Genomic DNA, 17,226 nt, shown 5'->3' on the forward strand with positions numbered 1-17,226 from the left:
TATCTACAATACGGGCTCGATGCCCTTGGAGCGGCTCCGCTTCATGACCCTCCCTCGATGATCAGTCGAGAACTTTCGCCTCTTGTGAGGCGAAAGTCGAGATACAAGGAGCGGCCTTGTGTCGCGAAAGGGCCGCAAAGCGGCCCCGGCTATTCGAAGCTCCCATGCAACTGGTGAATCTGCCGCCGCTGCTTCTTGGTCGGCCGGCCATCGGTTGTAACGCCCATCGCCCCGGCCTTGCGCAATTCCGCCGCCTGCTCACGCCGGCGCACGCTGTCTTCGGTCTCTTCGTACAACGTCTGCGCCTCTGGCGCACCACGCCGCACCACCGACAAGGCCTTCACCACCACGGTGCGCTCATCGAACCCGGTGCGCAGCACGAACTCGTCCCCCACCCGCGGTTCCTTGCCCGGCTTGCAGCGCTCACCCCGGCAATGCACCTTGCCACTCTCGATCGCCGCCTTGGCCAGCGCACGGGTCTTGTAGAAGCGTGCCGCCCACAGCCATTTGTCCAGGCGGACCTTGTCGTCGTCTTCGGCTTTTTGTGCCATCCCGTTACCTCGAACGCTGTGTTTCATCGAACTGTACTACCGTAACGATCGGATGCAAAAAATCCCCGCCGTGCTTACAGTTCATCACCTCATTCGCAGGGTGCGTTTCGTGAAGACATTTGACCATTTGACTGTGATCGGCCTGCGCGAGTGGGTCGCCCTGCCCGACCTTGGCGTGGCCGGGCTGCGCGCCAAGATCGACACCGGCGCCAGCACCTCCAGCCTGCACGCCACCGAGGTGGAACCGTTCGAGCGCGACGGCCAGCCCTGGGTCCGCTTCACCGCACACCTTGGCTCGGTGGTGCAGTTGCGCCACCGTCGCTGCGAGGCACCGCTGGTGACCATGAAAACCATCAAGAGCTCCAATGGCCAGGCCCAGACCCGCTATGTCATCCGCACGTCACTGGCCCTGGGCGATGGTGTGTGGGAGGTGGAGTTCACCCTGGCCTGTCGCAAGAACATGCGTTATCGCCTGTTGCTGGGGTCCAAGGCCCTGATCCATGGCCAGTTGGTGGTCAACCCGGGTCTCAAATACGTACAAGACAAACCGGCCTTCCCGGCCACCCTTTCTCCTGTAACAGGTGCTGCATGAAGATCGCTGTGCTGTCGCGCAATCCGCGTCTGTATTCCACCCGCCGCCTGGTCGAGGCCGGTACCCAGCGGGGCCACGAAATGGTGGTGATCGACACCCTGCGGGCCTACATGAACATTGCCAGCCACAAACCTCAGATCCACTACCGCGGCAAGCCGCTGGAAGGCTTCGACGCGGTGATCCCGCGCATTGGCGCATCGGTGACTTTCTATGGCTGCGCGGTGCTGCGCCAGTTCGAGATGATGGGTGTGTATCCGCTCAACGAGTCAGTAGCGATCGCCCGCTCCCGCGACAAGCTGCGTTCGCTGCAACTGCTGTCGCGGCGCGGCATCGGCCTGCCGATCACCGGCTTTGCCCACTCGCCGGACGACATCCCCGACCTGATCCAGATGGTCAACGGCGCCCCGCTGGTGATCAAGGTGCTGGAAGGCACCCAGGGCATCGGCGTGGTGCTGTGCGAAACCACCAAGGCCGCCGAATCGGTGATCGAGGCGTTCATGGGGTTGAAGCAGAACATCATGGTGCAGGAATACATCAAGGAAGCTGGTGGCGCGGATATCCGCTGCTTCGTGGTCGGCGACAAGGTCATCGCCTCGATGAAGCGCCAGGCCAAACCGGGTGAATTCCGCTCCAACCTGCACCGCGGTGGTGTGGCCAGCCTGATCAAGATCACCCCGGAAGAACGCATGACTGCCATTCGCGCGGCCAAGGTGATGGGCCTGAGCGTGGCGGGTGTGGATATCCTGCGCTCCAACCATGGGCCGCTGGTGATGGAGGTGAATTCGTCGCCGGGGCTGGAAGGCATCGAAGTGACCACTGGCAAGAACGTGGCCGGGATGATCATCGAGCATCTGGAGAAAAATGGCGGGCCTAATCAGACCCGGACCAAGGGTAAGGGCTGAGATTTTGGGGCTGCTGCGCAGCCCATCGCGACACAAGGCCGCTCCTACAGGATTACGCGATCCTCTGTAGGAGCGGCCTTGTGTCGCGAAAGGGCCGCAAAGCGGCCCCGGCAATCACACGGCATTACGCGGCAGCAACAACCCCAAAGGCAACCGTACCCGCGCCTCGATCCCTCCACCAGAGCGATTGCGCAACTCCACATTCCCACCATGCTGCGCCGCGATCCGCTTGACGATCGCCAGCCCCAGTCCGGTGCCCTTGCCCCCCCGGGCCCGGTCACCACGAATGAACGGGTTGAAGATGGTCTCAAGCTCCGACTCGTCTATCCCCGTTCCACGGTCCAGCACGCTCAGCACCACGTACGGCGCACTCTCGTCGCCCGACACATAGGCGGCCACCTCCACCCCCTTGCCGGCGTGGTGCAAGGCATTGCCGATCAGGTTGCCCAGCATGCGCTTGAGCGAAACCCGGCGCAGCGGGAACGGCGGAATCGGCTCCAGGCACAGGCGCACCCGTTCTTCCGGCTGGTTGTACGGCGCCACCACCTCGCGCACCAGGTCGGCCAGGTCGACCTCTTCAACCGGCTCGTCACGGCCATCACGGATAAAGGCCAGGAACTGGTCGAGGATCGCATCCATGTCCTCGATATCGCGGACCATGTCGTCGCTCAGTTCGTTGTCGCTGTCCAGCAACGACAACGACAGGCGCAGGCGCGTCAGCGGTGTGCGCAGGTCGTGGGAAACCCCCGCCAGCATCAGCTCGCGCTCGCGCCCGGCCTGCTCGACATCCTCTGCCATCTGATTGAAGGCCTTGTACACCTCGGTCATTTCGCTGGGCGTGTCGCTGATCGGCAGGCGCACGCTGCGCCCCTGGCCCAGCTGCCGGGCAGCAAACACCAGGCGCTTGAGCGGCTGGTTCAGCTGGCGCACGAAGATCCAGGCCGAGGCGGTGGACAACAGGCCGATGGCCAGGAACCAACCCAGCACGTTCCAGATCTTCTGCCCACGCAGCGGGTGCGGGTACAGCGGTACCTTCAACCAGCCCGGGCCCAGGCTTGGCGCATTGACCCACAACGCTGGCGGCGCATGAATGCGCAGCCGTACCTCGGTGTCCTCGCCCAACTCGGCCTGCATCTGCCGTTGGTAGATTTCACTGTAGGGCCAGTGCTGCTCGCCCTCGGGCACGCCCGAACCGGTGACCCGGATAAGGCCTGCCGCTTCGGCGATCTTGTCGCGGTTTTCTTCGTCGGCCGCCCAATAGGCGCGCAGGGTCAGCGCCACACCGTGGCTGTACTGACGGTCGACCAGCACGTCCTCGTTCATCAACAGGTAGACCAGGGTCAAGGCCTTGGAGAACAGGACGACGATCAACACCAGCCACAGGGTGCGGGCGAAGAAACTTTGCGGAAACCAGAGCGGTGTCTTCATCGATGGCGCGGCATCATTTACCGGCGATTCCGTCCGGCACGAACACGTAGCCCACGCCCCAGACGGTCTGGATATAACGCGGCTTGGACGGGTCCGGCTCGATCATGCGGCGCAGACGCGAGATCTGCACATCGATGGAGCGTTCCAGCGCATCCCATTCACGGCCACGCGCCAGGTTCATCAGCTTGTCGCGGGTCAGCGGCTCGCGCGCGTGCATCACCAGCGCCTTGAGCACGGCGAACTCACCGGTGGTGAGCATGTGCACTTCGTCGCCACGCTTGAGTTCGCGGGTAGCCAGCGACAACTCGTAGTCGCCGAAGGTGACCGACTCGTCTTCGCTGCCAGGCGCACCCGGCACGCTCGGTGCCTGGCGGCGCAGCACGGCCTTGACCCGGGCCATCAGCTCGTCCGGGTTGAACGGTTTGCCCAGGTAGTCGTCGGCGCCCAGCTCCAGGCCCTTGATACGGCTGAACTCGTCGCCCTTGGCAGTGAGCATGATGATCGGGATCTGGTTGTTCTGCTGACGCAGGCGCTTGCACGCCGACAGGCCATCCTCGCCGGGCAGCATCAGGTCGAGCACCACCAGATTGAACACCTCACGCTGCAGCAGGCGGTCCATCTGCTCGGTGTTGGGTACTGCGCGGGCACGGTAGCCCTTGCTGGTGAAGAAACGTTCCAGCAGGCTGCTCAGCCCCGGGTCGTCGTCGACGATGAGAATCTTGTCACCTTCAGCGGTGTTTGGCGTGCCGGTCATGAATAACTCCTCTGATATCGCCGCGCATTATGGCGTAGCCATTGCTGCACGTAGCGTGAGCATTGTTAGCAGATTTTTCCCCCGGCGCCAGTTCCGACTGGCCGGGCGCCATCACCGCAAGCCGTTTGCGATGGGTATAATGCGCGGCTTTCATCCAGCGCCGCCGGGCGAGAGACCCACAGGCGACCCCCGTATTCACAAATGTCAGGTGGTTTACATGGACAGCATCAACAGCCGTATCGCCGAGGAACTGGGCGTACGCCCCCAGCAGGTCGAGGCGGCCGTGGGCCTGTTGGACGAAGGCTCGACCGTGCCCTTCATCGCCCGTTACCGCAAGGAAGTGACCGGTAGCCTGGACGATACCCAGCTGCGCCATCTGGAAGAGCGCCTGCGCTACCTGCGCGAACTCGACGAACGCCGCGCCAGCATCCTGGCCAGCATCGAGGAGCAGGGCAAGCTGACCCCGGAACTGGCCCGCGAAATCAAGCTGGCCGATACCAAGACCCGCCTCGAAGACCTGTACCTGCCGTACAAGCAGAAGCGCCGCACCAAGGGCCAGATCGCCCTGGAAGCCGGCCTCGGCGAGCTGGCCGACGGCCTGTTCAACAACCCCGACCTGGCCCCGGAAAGCGAAGCCGCACGCTTCGTCAACGCCGAAAAGGGCGTGGCCGACGTCAAGGCCGCGCTGGAAGGCGCCAAGTACATCCTCATGGAGCGCTTCGCCGAAGACGCCGCCCTGCTCGACAAGCTGCGCAGTTTTCTCAAGCAGGAATCGGTGCTCAGCGCCCGTGTCGTGCCTGGCAAGGAAGAAGAAGGCGCCAAGTTCCGCGACTACTTCGCCCATGACGAACTGCTGCGCAACGCCCCGTCGCACCGCGCCCTGGCAATTTTCCGCGGGCGTAACGAAGGCGTGCTGAGCGCCTCGCTGAAAGTCGGTGAAGAACTGCCCGGCACCCTGCACCCGTGCGAACTCATGATCAGCAACCATGTCGGCATCGAGAACCGCAACCGCCCTGCCGACAAGTGGCTGGGCGAAGTGGTGCGCTGGACCTGGAAGGTCAAGCTGTACACCCATCTGGAAACCGACCTGTTCGGCGAGCTGCGCGACAACGCCGAAGGCGAGGCGATCAATGTGTTCGCCCACAACCTGCACGACCTGCTGCTAGCCGCCCCGGCCGGCCCTCGCGCCACCCTGGGCTTCGACCCGGGCCTGCGTACCGGCTGCAAGATCGCCGTGGTCGATGCCACAGGCAAGTTGCTGGACCACACCACGGTCTACCCGCACGCGCCGAAGAACGACTGGGACCGCACCATTTCCATCATGGCGGCGTTGTGCGCCAAGCATTCGGTAGAGCTGATCGCCATCGGCAATGGCACCGCCAGCCGCGAAAGTGACAAGCTGGTGACCGAACTGGTCAAGAAGTACCCGGCCTTGAAGATCACCAAGGTCATGGTCTCCGAAGCCGGCGCTTCGGTGTACTCCGCCTCGGAGCTGGCCGCCCGTGAATTCCCGGACCTGGACGTGTCGATCCGTGGTGCCGTGTCGATTGCCCGCCGCCTGCAGGACCCGCTGGCCGAACTGGTGAAGATCGACCCGAAATCCATCGGTGTCGGCCAGTACCAGCACGACGTGTCCCAGCTGAAGCTGGCGCGTGGCCTGGACGCCGTGGTCGAGGACTGCGTGAACGCCGTGGGTGTCGACGTCAACACTGCGTCGGTGGCGCTGCTGACGCGCATCTCCGGCCTCAACGCCACCCTGGCGCAGAACATCGTCGCCCATCGCGATGCCAACGGCCCGTTCGCCACGCGTGCGGCACTGAAAAAGGTCAGCCGCCTGGGTGAGAAAACCTTCGAACAGGCAGCCGGCTTCCTGCGCGTGATGAACGGCGACAACCCGCTGGACGCCTCCGCAGTGCACCCCGAGGCCTACCCGCTGGTGCAGCGAATTGCCGCCGATACCGACCGCGACATTCGCTCGCTGATCGGTGACAGCAGCTTCCTCAAGCGCCTGGACCCGAAGAAGTTCACCGATGAAACCTTCGGCCTGCCGACCGTCACCGACATCCTGCAGGAACTGGACAAGCCTGGCCGCGACCCACGCCCCGAGTTCAAGACCGCCACCTTCCAGGACGGCGTCGAAGACCTCAAGGACCTGGAACCGGGCATGATCCTCGAAGGCGTGGTGACCAACGTCACCAACTTCGGTGCCTTCGTCGACATCGGCGTGCACCAGGACGGCCTGGTACATATTTCGGCGCTGTCGGAGAAGTTCATCAAGGACCCACGTGAAGCGGTCAAGGCCGGCGACGTGGTCAAGGTCAAGGTCATGGAAGTGGACATCCCGCGCAAACGCGTCGGCCTGTCCATGCGCATGAGCGACACCCCGGGCGAAAAGGTCGAAGGCAACCGCGGCGGTAACCGTGGTAATAGCGGCAACCGTCAGCAGCAGGCGCCGCGCCAGCGCGAAACCGCCACTGCAGCCCCGGCCAATAACGCGATGGCCGCGCTGTTCGCCAACGCCAAGCAGCTGAAGAAGAAGTGATGGACGTACCACGCGAGTACGTCGAAAGCGCCTTCAGCCAGCTCCTGGGCTGCCGCCTGCAACGCCTGGAAACAGGTGTTGCCGAGGTAGCCCTGGCGCTCGAGCCACACTTGCGCAACCGTGGCCAGAAGCTGCACGGCGGGGCGATCTTCAGCCTGGTGGACATCGCCATGGGCCTGGCCTGCTCGGCCAGCCATGGCTTCGACCAGCAAAGCGTCACCATCGAGTGCAAGATCAACTACATGCGCGCCGTCAGTGACGGTGAAGTGCTGTGCACCGCCCGTGTGCTGCACGCCGGGCGGCGCACCCTGGTGGTCGACGCCGACGTAGTTCAGGGCGACAAGCTGGTGGCGAAAGCGCAAGGAACCTTTGCCGTTCTCTAGCCCACCAGGCGGTATCTGCGGTATTTTCGGCAACAGCAAGGGGCCGCTTCGCGCCCCATCGCCGGCAAGCCGGGCTCTCACAGGTAATCCACAAGCCTGAAATCGTGGTGCACCTGTTGGAGCCCGGCTTGCCGGCAATGGGCTGCGAAGCGGCCCCCGAAGTCGGCGCTGCGCAATGCCGGAACCGCGTAAACCAGGCGACAACGCCAGTTCCTTTTCCCACTACCCTTGTAGACCGTCTTTTCTACCCCCATATTGGGGCGACTGACGCGTGAAGGAATACATCTTGAGCGACCTCCTCAACCGCCGCCTGAGCCTGCTCGGCGCCAATCTCCCCCTGCTCAAGCAGTGCCTGCACGGTATTGAGCGCGAATGCCTGCGCGTGACCAACGAAGGTCGCCTGGCCCAGACCCCGCATCCGCAAGCCCTGGGATCGGCGCTGACCAACGAGCAGATCACCACCGATTATTCCGAGTCGCTGCTGGAGTTCATCACCCCGGCCCTGCCCGACCCGGCCAAGGTGCTGGAAAGCCTCGAAGAGACCCACCGTTTCGTCTACAGCAAGCTGGGCGACGAATACCTGTGGAGCCCGTCGATGCCCTGCACGCTGCCGGCCGAGGAGGACATCCCGATCGCCGAGTACGGCAGCTCGAACATCGGCAAGCTCAAGCACGTCTACCGCAAGGGCCTGGCCCTGCGCTATGGCCGCACCATGCAGTGCATCGCCGGTATCCATTACAACTTCTCGCTGCCCGAAGCTTTGTGGCCGTTGCTGCGCGCCGCAGAAGGCGGCAGCGAGAGCGACCGCGACTACCAGTCGTCGGCCTATATCGCGCTGATCCGCAATTTCCGCCGCTACAGCTGGCTGCTGATGTACCTGTTCGGCGCCTCGCCGGCACTGGACAAAGGCTTCCTGCGTGGCCGCCCGCACCAGCTCGAAGAGCTGGACGCCGAAACCCTGTACCTGCCCTACGCCACCAGCCTGCGCATGAGCGACCTGGGCTACCAGAGCAACGCCCAGGCCGGCCTCACGCCGTGCTACAACAACCTGGCCAGCTATACCGACAGCCTGCGCAAGGCGGTGGGCACGCCCTACCCGCCTTACGTCGAAGTCGGCACGCACGTGGATGGCGAGTGGGTACAGCTGAACACCAACATCCTGCAGATCGAGAACGAGTACTACTCGAACATTCGCCCCAAGCGCGTCACCTACACCGGCGAGCGGCCGATCCAGGCCCTGACCTCGCGCGGCGTGCAGTACGTGGAAGTGCGTTGCCTGGACATCAACCCGTTCCTGCCGGTGGGCATCGACCTGACCGAGGCACGCTTCCTCGACGCGTTCCTGCTGTTCTGCGCGCTGGAAGACAGCCCGCAACTGGATAACGGCGAATGCGGCCAGTGCACCAGCAACTTCCTGACCGTGGTCAAGGAAGGCCGTCGCCCGGGCCTGGAACTGCGCCGCAATGGCCAGCCGATTGGCCTGAAGGCCTGGGCCAGCGAGCTGATCGGGCATATCCGCCCACTGGCCGAGCTGCTCGACCAGGCGCAAGGCAGTGCAGAACACGGCAAGGCCCTGGATGCCCAACAGGCCAAGGTCGACGATGCCTCGCTGACGCCTTCGGCCCAGGTGCTGGCACGCATGACCGAGCATGACGAGAGCTTCGTCCAGTTTTCCCTGCGCCAAAGCCGTATCCACGCCGAAACCTTCCGCGAGCAGCCACTGCCGGTCGAGCGCCAGCAGGCTTTCGAAACCCTCGCCCGCGACTCGCTGGCCGAGCAGTCGCGCCTGGAACAGCAGGAGGTCGGCGACTTCGATCTGTTCGTCGGCGCCTACCAGGCCAGCATCCTGGCGATCAGCAACTGATGACCCGCACTGCTTCCCCGCGCAGGCCGCGCGCCAGCAGCCAGGCCAGGATCGAGGCGATTCTGGCGGCTGCCCGCGAGTTGCTGGCCGAGCAAGGCGTAGCGGCGCTTTCGATCTATAGCGTGGCCGAACGCGCACAGATTCCACCGTCGTCGGTGTACCACTTTTTCGCCAGCGTGCCGGCTTTGCTGGAGGCGTTGACGGCCGACGTGCACCGGGCGTTTCGCGAGGCCTTGAGTGCACCGATCGACAGCTGCGCCTTCAGCACCTGGCACCAACTGTCGCGGCTGGTCGAGCAGCGCATGCTCGATATCTACAACGAGGATGCCGCAGCGCGTCAGTTGATCCTTGCCCAGCACGGGTTGAGCGAAGTAGTGCAGGCCGACCGCCAGCACGACATGGAACTGGGCGAATTGATGCATAGCTTGTTCGATCGGCATTTCCAGCTGCCGACGATGCCTCACGATGTGGATGTCTTCGCCTTGGCCATGGAGCTGAGCGATCGCGTCTACGCGCACTCCATGCAGCTGTTCGAACAAATCACACCGCGCATGGCCGAGGAAGGCATGCGCGTGTTCGAAGCCTATCTCTCGCTTTACTTGCCGCCCTTCCTGCCACTGCGCTGCAGCGGCTGAGATACAAGTACCACCCCTCGTACCACCGCGATCAATTCAATAAAGGGCAGTCAACACCAGCCCTTGAAGAGACGATTGCTCATGCCCACCTCTGCAAACCACCAGCGCGATCTGGTCAAGACACTGCCTGTTACCGGTACCGGCAGCCCCCGTCATCTACTGGCCGGCAAAGGCAACCTGCTCACGGCAGCGCGGCAATCCCTGGAACGCAGCGCCAGACAGCTGCGAACCCTGTTGAGCCAGGCACCCAGCCTGCAGCAAACCGTGCACGACACCTTGCAGGCTCAACTGCAACTGGACCCCAGCCATTGCGGCTTGCGCCATGGCGAGAGCCAGGTGAGCATGCTGACATTCGCCACCCGCCTGCTGGCTGGCCCGGTCTTTGCCAATCCATTTGCCGACTGGACCCCGTGGGGCTTCACCGATACAGCGGCATACGCAACGACCACTGCCGATACATGGGCGCAGAACCTCGGCCCCGTGGTCAGGGCAGCGCAGTTTCACGCTGCGGGCAATTACTGGGATGGGCGCATGCCCGGTACCGATACCTCGCGAAAAGCCCAGGCAAGCAAACTGCTTCGCCAGCATTTCACCGGCAGTCTGGACACTGCATATGGCCTGGGCACGATAGATATCAAAGGTTGGCTGCGCGGCAGGGAGCCCTCGGCGCAACACGCCCTGCTGGAATGGCAACTGTCGCCAGGAAACACGCTGACCAGTACAGCCGCATTATTGATCCGCCCTCACGCAGGCCAGACACCCTGGCTGCTCTACCTGCCAGCCAGGTTGCATCCGGTGCTGGCGTTCAGCGATCTTGAATCTTTGCGTGACTGGGTCTTCGCCAATCGATCCTGGTTCTGGTCGGACCCCAGATCTTCCATTGTCGAAGGCGCACGACAGAACGTCGTCGTCACCGATGTGCAAAGCGATGGCTTCAGTGCACTACTGGCGGAAATGCTCCGCCAGGATCAGGAAATTACCCAGCACCACCTGCTTCAAGCCTGCCTGCAAAGCGAAACGGACTCACTGGACTTGTCCGACCTGCAAACCTGGGAACGCCAGCGCAGCGATCTGGTTCGCGGGGCACTCGATGCGACGCTGAAAAGCGCCATCGACCAGGTGAACGCTGACGATACCGCCCTGGCGGAGGAAGAGGCTCACTTCGCCGGCCTGGAACAACACCTGCCCATCGCCTGGCGCCAGCAGTCGATAGAGCGTCAGGAAACACTGCTGGAGCAGTATCTGGCCGGAGAGACAGCGCCCACCTCTGCCAAGGTCACGCTCCTGAGGGAACGCCAGGCAGCGCTCGAGGTACTGAAAGATGCCCGGGACGTCTATTTGCTGGAACTGCCAGCCGTGCTGACGAGCACCAACCTCAAGGAACGCGTGGGTGACAACACGCCACTTGAACAGATCAGCGGAGGGCTTTGCCAAGCCTTGCTCAAGGAAGCTCGCCTGCAGCACACGATGGGGGAGCTGTCAGATACGCATCTGGACTGGATCGAGCAGCTCGTCGACAGGCCCAAGCCTGGCCTGCAACGCCTGGTACAGGCCAGCACCCTGGAGCTGGTGATTGCAGAACAGAGCTGGCAGTTGCACGGTTACATGACCTTCCGTGCCCTTCCCGGAGAAAACGACGACACCCACGCCCCCGGCATACTGCTTTACAGGCCAGGCCAACGTGGCGGGCTGCGGGCTTTCGAACACGAGGCGGCCCTTGCCGGAAGTCTGCTGGCTACGCTGCATGGCGCATGGCCGGACGCACTGCTGGAAGCGGCGCAGCCGGCCGACAGCCTGCAATTGCTGGAGGCTCTGGCCAACGCCACATCGGTATCGTTCAGCCATACAGCGATCGAGTCGCACTTCATGCAGCATTGCGTGGAGGCTATTGTTGCAGCGCTGCCTGCCGACATCTCGAAGGAGCATGTCCGACAGCGCCTGTGCATAAGCGCGAACCGCGCCAGGGAGATGGCCCTGGCACGGTTCGCGGAGAAGAACCGTACCAGCAACATGCACGCACAGCTTGCCCCCTTACGTCACCTTGACCCGCAGCAGCTCGACGGTATGGCCAAACAGGTCGATGCGTTGCGAGGCGCACTGCTTGCCTCAAGTGACCTGCTCAGGATCAGCTTGCCGTCACGCAAGCAATTCACCCGCCACCTGTTGCATCAACATCTGCGCAACGAATTTGCCATTCAGGACATTCCGCAGATCATCCTCGACATCGCCGACAGCGTAGCCGTGAAAAAGGTGGTAACCGGCCAATCGGCCACTGGCGGCGCTGGGTCCCGGGATATACCGGTGTTCAGCGAAAAGCGCAGTGACGTTAATCTGGAAGCCTTCATACTGCTGGCACTGGATGACAATCGGCGGCTCAGGCTGGGCAATGCCACAATCAGGTGCAAGCCGGCGAACCGCACGCTGGAACTGGCCCTTACGCCAGCCTATATCACCAGGCTGATTACCCAGCTGGATGCCGCCGGCAGCTACGAACAACGTATCGTCAAGGCCTACCTGGGCTTTGCCCACGAGTCCGGCTGGCAGGCGCAATGGCGCCAGGAAACCCTGCGTGAGCCTTACGAACACCGCCTGCGGCTGCTGACCTTGAGCAGGCCAGCCAGCCTTGACACCGCAGGCCAGCAGCTATTGGAAAGGTTCTGCCATGAGCAGGTCGACGGCACTGTCGCCAGAACCATCACCTACCACGCGCTGGTGCTGGCACCGGGCACTGCTGCTGACGGGTCCAGTAACAGCGTGGGCCTGTCGGGTATCAGCGTCATCAAGGGTATGGCGGGGCCGGTACTGCTGTATATGCCGGATGCCCCCAACGGCAGGATCATCACTCAGCATGCAACCCCCCAGGTCGCCTGCGAGGCGCTGCAAACGATGGCGCTGGAGCGTGGCATGGCCCACTATCTGGCAACCCGGACGCAGGCCGGTAACCCGGATGAACATGAGCGGTACATCAACCAGGCATTGCGAACCGGATTCCACACCTTCATAGGCATGGGTTCGGTGCGCAATGAAACCTTGCCAACCTACGAAGCCGCCCAGGACATGGGTGAACTCATCCGCACTCATCGCGCCACCTCGCGTAGCCAGGCCGACATGGCGCTTGCCGAGCCCGAGGTGTTCAACCGTTACTTCTTTCTCGGCTTGAGGCTGGCACTCAGCATATTGCCCGGCGCAGGCACAGCGTTGGCGCTGTACGATGGCTGGCACACGGCGAACGCCGCTGTCTCGGCATTCGACAGGGGTGAGCTGGAAGAGGGCCTGCAACACCTGGTCAGCCTGCTACAGTCGTTGACCGATGCCCTGCTCACGCTTGCACCGGTGACGGCCACCGCAGGCAATTCCGCAGCCACTGCACGCCAGTTGACCCGACAACGCCAGCGTCTTGACCCGTTCAGGCCAACCGGCGGAATTCGCAAGACCCCGCCAAGCCCATTCGCGGGTTACGAGGCAGAATTACCAGCAGGCCCGATGGTACCTTCCGCCCATCCCCAAGGGGCGAGTGTGTTCGAACACACTGCAAGCCAACAACACTTCATCTCGCGCAACAACGCCTGGTATGCAGTGGGCTGGAACCCGGCGCACGCCACCTGGCGGCTCAAACCCCAAGGCCTGCGCACCTACCGCCAACCTGTGCGCTTGAGTGAACAGGGGCTCTGGGAAACCCCGGGAAGGCTGAGCGGCCTGCTGGTCGACAACGGCCTGCAAGGCGGCGGCGGCATACTCACCACCCTGCACAATCAGGGCATCGCATACTGGCGCAGGCTCCTTCGCCGACACCCCCGGCAATTGACCGGCATGGATCTCGCGCACGATGTAAACGACGGGCTGGTGCGTACGCGAGATAGCCTGAGGACCAGGGAAGCCAGCTACCGCACGGCCCGCCAGGCAGTCGCAGATGGGGTTCGCCCGACCGACTCGCAAAGGGTTGCGCTCGCCAACGCACGTCGTCAGCTGGTCGAAGAACTCAACCGCAACATCGAGTTCAACACGCGCAGCCTTGTGCGCCTGCGCGAACAGCGTTCCACGCTGAGCAGGGCGGACCACGCCAGGTTCGCCGCAATATGTGAGGAAAACATCAGCGAGATGAGCGTCCGCGAGATGCGCCTGGTGTCGGAACGCTTCACCCTGGCGACGAATGAGGTCCAGCGTGCTAAAGCTGCGTTCCAGGCCCTGCATGGGCACACTGCCACCATCGAACGGGTGGAGCGCCTGACCCAGGAGGTATTGACGGCCAATCGTGAGCTGATCGAAACCTTGCAGGAAGTGGAGCGCTTGGCCATTCGTCATCAGGCCAGGCGCAATACCTTGCAAGGCAGCGCATTGACCCGTTACCAGCTGTTGGTAGAAGAGACAGGATTGGTCCTCGATCTTACCAATGCACGACTTGCCCGGGCATCGATTCTTTCGCTGACGCTATTCAAGGCAAGCGCCGTCGGACATCCGCAGATCAGCGCATTCATGACACACTTCCACGAGCAAGGCGTTGCATTGCGCAGCACCCTCTACAGCCACCTGCAATTGCCCCAGGCCAGTCTAAGTCGAGCCCAGGAGCGCAACTTCCTGCGAAGCGCACAAAGCCACTACGCACGATTCCTGAACTACGTCAGGGCGTGGGAAGACAATTTCCAGAACCTTCTGTCGCCCGAGGAAAACCGTTCGCTGCGACAGCTGCTGCGTCAGCTGATCGACGACATCGAAAACAGCCTCGACAGGGCCAATGCCGCCCGACAACGCACCGGTCGCCAGCCTGGGCAGGGAATTAGCCGGCCACGCCTGTTCGAAACCGTGGAAGGCCCGCTGATCGGCACCGAGTACGTCGAGCGAGGGCAGGCACGCATGCGTATCAACCAGCCACATTCCGATCAAGCCCATACCACTTATGCCAGGAACGAAACAGGCCAATGGCAGTTGTCGACAACACAACGCGCGGCGCCCACCCAGGCAATGGCGAACCTGGTGGAAACCGCCACGGCTCGTCTGGACGATATTCCCAGGCAGCAGGCCAAGCTACGCCGGTATCAGACGCCGCAAGCAGTCCCTGCCGACCTGGAGGACATCGCCCAAGGGCACGCGCAGCAGCTGCGCTTCATTGCCGACAGGATTGGTCAGAAAGCAGGGGATGCAATGACCGATGGGCAACGAACCTTGACGCAAAGGCTGAATACCGCTGCCGAGCAGATGGAGGCACTTGGCCGCGAATTGCGCATCGCCCAGACCAAGGTCACCAGAAAGCCTACCGTTGGTTATCTGGAATACCTGCTTGCCGAGCGGGAAGTCGAAATTGCCTGGTCGCGCACTTTGAATCCCAAGCTGGACCGCAAAGGCAACCCGGTCGAATACCTGGAGGAATATCGCATCCTTGATCGGAGTAGCCGGCAGGCCTTGTGGTATGCACACTTTCACTTCCGACAAAAACCGGCACAAGGTTTCAACCGGCTGGAAGCAGGCCACCTGAAACTGGCGAGCGAACGTGACATGGGGAACGGCGCCTGGCGCGGCAGCATGAACGAGACCCAGGCCAACCGGCTATTCGGCAACCTGCGGCCGGCCAGCTGACGCAGCATCATTGGAGCCGCTGTGCGGCCCTTCGCGGGCACGCCCGCTCCCACAGGGTCCGCGCAAAACCTGAAACCTGCGCAGGACCTGTGGGAGCGGGCGTGCCCGCGAAGGGCTGCCAAGCAGCCCCATGGTCAACGCCCATCACAGCTTGGCGATAGACACTTCGGTCGATTTCACGAAGGCAATCACTTCACTACCCACTTGCAACTCCAGCTCACGCACGGAGCGGGTAGTGATGACCGAAGTGACGATGCCCGAGGCAGTCTGCACGTCGATTTCCGACAGTACCGGGCCTTCGAGGATTTCCTTCACGGTGCCTTTGAACTGGTTGCGAACGTTGATGGCTTTGATAGTCATGATTTGCTTCCTTTTGGCTTCTGGGGTTCAGTGCGCCCAACGCAGTTGCGTGGGCAAAGGGGCTACAGGATCCGGCTCGGGCGCAGCGCCCGGGGCCGACAGAACACGGTTGAGCACTTCGCTTTCCAGCGCGGCCAGGCGGTGCGAACCACGCGCCCGAGGCCGTGCAAGGTCGACAGTGAGGTCGAGCCCGACCTCGCCATCCTCGATCAGGATCACCCGGTCAGCCACGGCGACTGCCTCGCTGACATCGTGGGTAACCAGCAACACGGTGAAGCCGTGCTGACGCCACAGGCGCTCGATCAGTTGCTGCATCTCGATACGAGTCAATGCATCCAGCGCACCGAGCGGCTCGTCCAGCAGCAGCAGGCGCGGCTGATGAATCAGCGCCCGGGCCAAGGCCACGCGCTGCTTCTGGCCACCCGACAGAGCCGCCGGCCATTCATTGGCGCGGTCGGCCAGGCCAACCGACTCCAAAGCTTCCCGCGCACGCGGGCGCCAGTCGCCAGACAGGCCCAGGCCAACGTTGTCGATTACCTTCTTCCACGGCAGCAGGCGTGCGTCCTGGAACATCAGGCGGGTTTCTTCGCGGGCCTGTTCCAGCGGCGCCGCACCGGCCAGCAACTGGCCTGCAGTGGGCTGGTCGAGACCAGCCAGCAGGCGCAGCAAGGTACTCTTGCCGCAACCACTGCGGCCGACGATGGCGACAAACTGACCGGCAGGAATGTGTAGCTCGATGCCCTTGAGCACTTCGCGCTGGCCAAAGGTCTTGCGCAGGCCGCTGGAAGCCAGCGGGATGCCACGCAGCAAGCGCGGCGGCTGTTCCTTGAGTACGGTCATGCGCCCTCCTTCTTCGCCACTTGATAGGCCGGGTGCCAGCGCAGCCACACACGTTCCAGGCCGCGGGCGGCGAGGTCGGCGAGTTTGCCGAGCACGGCATACAGGACGATGGCCAGCACCACCACGTCGGTCTGCAGGAACTCACGAGCGTTCATTGCCAGGTAGCCGATGCCGGAACTGGCCGAAATGGTTTCGGCAACGATCAGGGTCAGCCACATGAAGCCCAGAGCGAAACGCACGCCTACCAGGATCGAAGGCAGCGCCCCAGGCAGGATCACCTGGCGGAACAGGCTGAAGCCGGACAGGCCGTAGCTGCGCGCCATTTCCACCAGCGCCGGGTCGACGTTGCGGATGCCGTGGTAAGTGTTCAGGTAGATCGGGAACAGCGTGCCCAGCGCGACCAGGAAGATCTTTGCCGACTCGTCGATACCGAACCACAGGATCACCAGCGGGATCAGCGCCAGGTGCGGCACGTTGCGGATCATCTGCACCGAGCTGTCGAGCAGGCGTTCGCCCCAATTCGACAGGCCGGTGATGAAGCCCAGCACCAGGCCGATGCTGCCACCGATGAGGAAGCCCAGCCCGGCACGCCAGCCACTGATGGCCAGGTGGGTCCAGATCTCGCCGCTGCGCACCAGCTCGACGCCGGCACTGAGCACGGCGCTGGGCGCCGGCAGGATGCGCGTCGACAGCCAGCCGGCGCTGACCGCCAGCTGCCAGACGGCCAGCAGCAGTACCGGCAGCGCCCATGGTGCCAGGCGCTGGCCAAGGTTGTTGGAGGTTGCACGACTCATGGCCTGGCCC

The 17,226-nt window shown here is 63.2% G+C and carries 13 protein-coding genes; 7 read left to right on the top strand and 6 right to left on the bottom strand.

Going from position 1 to position 17,226, the window contains the following annotated elements:
* Nucleotides 1–149 precede the first annotated feature (149 nt).
* Nucleotides 150–551, bottom strand: coding sequence for an RNA-binding S4 domain-containing protein (locus J5M58_RS06310; protein WP_013970457.1), 402 nt, complete (start codon nucleotides 549–551; stop codon nucleotides 150–152).
* Between the two features lie 109 nt (nucleotides 552–660).
* Between J5M58_RS06310 and J5M58_RS06315 the strand changes: the two genes are divergently transcribed.
* On the top strand, nucleotides 661–1,143 hold the full coding sequence (locus tag J5M58_RS06315) for an ATP-dependent zinc protease (RefSeq protein ID WP_041166351.1): 483 nt from the start codon (nucleotides 661–663) through the stop codon (nucleotides 1,141–1,143).
* The gene (rimK, locus tag J5M58_RS06320; RefSeq protein ID WP_015268602.1) at nucleotides 1,140–2,045 is read left to right on the top strand and encodes a 30S ribosomal protein S6--L-glutamate ligase; all 906 of its coding nucleotides are present in this window, start codon (nucleotides 1,140–1,142) and stop codon (nucleotides 2,043–2,045) included. Before J5M58_RS06315 ends, rimK begins: the two co-directional genes overlap by 4 nt.
* Nucleotides 2,046–2,159: 114 nt before the next feature.
* Here the strand turns inward: rimK and J5M58_RS06325 are convergent, their stop codons facing one another.
* Both J5M58_RS06325 and ompR read right to left on the bottom strand, forming a co-directional pair.
* Complete coding sequence (locus tag J5M58_RS06325) at nucleotides 2,160–3,473, bottom strand: ATP-binding protein (RefSeq protein WP_112251316.1); 1,314 nt, start codon at nucleotides 3,471–3,473, stop codon at nucleotides 2,160–2,162.
* A gap of 13 nt (nucleotides 3,474–3,486) precedes the next feature.
* Entirely contained in the window at nucleotides 3,487–4,227 is a 741-nt protein-coding gene (ompR, locus tag J5M58_RS06330) for a two-component system response regulator OmpR (RefSeq protein WP_112251314.1), read from the bottom strand.
* 217 nt (nucleotides 4,228–4,444) lie between these two features.
* Between ompR and J5M58_RS06335 the strand changes: the two genes are divergently transcribed.
* The 5 genes from J5M58_RS06335 (at nucleotide 4,445) to J5M58_RS06355 (ending at nucleotide 15,222) form a co-directional block, all read left to right on the top strand.
* The gene (locus J5M58_RS06335) at nucleotides 4,445–6,769 is read left to right on the top strand and encodes a Tex family protein (protein ID WP_207877579.1); all 2,325 of its coding nucleotides are present in this window, start codon (nucleotides 4,445–4,447) and stop codon (nucleotides 6,767–6,769) included.
* Nucleotides 6,769–7,152 (top strand): PaaI family thioesterase, encoded by a 384-nt coding sequence (locus J5M58_RS06340; protein WP_003257433.1) that lies wholly within the window; start codon nucleotides 6,769–6,771, stop codon nucleotides 7,150–7,152. The genes J5M58_RS06335 and J5M58_RS06340 overlap by 1 nt, the downstream gene beginning before the upstream one ends.
* Nucleotides 7,153–7,438: 286 nt before the next feature.
* Entirely contained in the window at nucleotides 7,439–9,016 is a 1,578-nt protein-coding gene (gene gshA, locus J5M58_RS06345) for a glutamate--cysteine ligase (protein ID WP_181457317.1), read from the top strand.
* Complete coding sequence (locus tag J5M58_RS06350) at nucleotides 9,016–9,651, top strand: TetR/AcrR family transcriptional regulator (RefSeq protein WP_112251306.1); 636 nt, start codon at nucleotides 9,016–9,018, stop codon at nucleotides 9,649–9,651. The genes gshA and J5M58_RS06350 overlap by 1 nt, the downstream gene beginning before the upstream one ends.
* 81 nt (nucleotides 9,652–9,732) lie before the next feature.
* Complete coding sequence (locus J5M58_RS06355) at nucleotides 9,733–15,222, top strand: DUF6543 domain-containing protein (protein WP_207877581.1); 5,490 nt, start codon at nucleotides 9,733–9,735, stop codon at nucleotides 15,220–15,222.
* Nucleotides 15,223–15,366: 144 nt separating this feature from the next.
* On the opposite strand, the gene J5M58_RS06360 is transcribed toward J5M58_RS06355, so the two are convergent.
* The 3 genes from J5M58_RS06360 to ssuC are packed head-to-tail and all read right to left on the bottom strand — an operon-like array spanning nucleotide 15,367 to nucleotide 17,216.
* Nucleotides 15,367–15,582: a molybdopterin-binding protein gene (locus J5M58_RS06360; protein WP_003255829.1), complete on the bottom strand. Its 216-nt coding sequence runs from the start codon at nucleotides 15,580–15,582 to the stop codon at nucleotides 15,367–15,369.
* A gap of 27 nt (nucleotides 15,583–15,609) precedes the next feature.
* Complete coding sequence (gene ssuB, locus J5M58_RS06365; protein ID WP_207877583.1) at nucleotides 15,610–16,422, bottom strand: aliphatic sulfonates ABC transporter ATP-binding protein; 813 nt, start codon at nucleotides 16,420–16,422, stop codon at nucleotides 15,610–15,612.
* Nucleotides 16,419–17,216, bottom strand: a complete 798-nt coding sequence (gene ssuC, locus J5M58_RS06370) for an aliphatic sulfonate ABC transporter permease SsuC (protein WP_112251300.1) — start codon at nucleotides 17,214–17,216, stop codon at nucleotides 16,419–16,421. The genes ssuB and ssuC overlap by 4 nt, the downstream gene beginning before the upstream one ends.
* Between the last annotated feature and the right edge of the window lie 10 nt (nucleotides 17,217–17,226).

Origin of the sequence: Pseudomonas sp. 32_A (genome assembly GCF_017490905.1) — a bacterium.
GTDB classification, from domain to species: domain Bacteria; phylum Pseudomonadota; class Gammaproteobacteria; order Pseudomonadales; family Pseudomonadaceae; genus Aquipseudomonas; species Aquipseudomonas inefficax.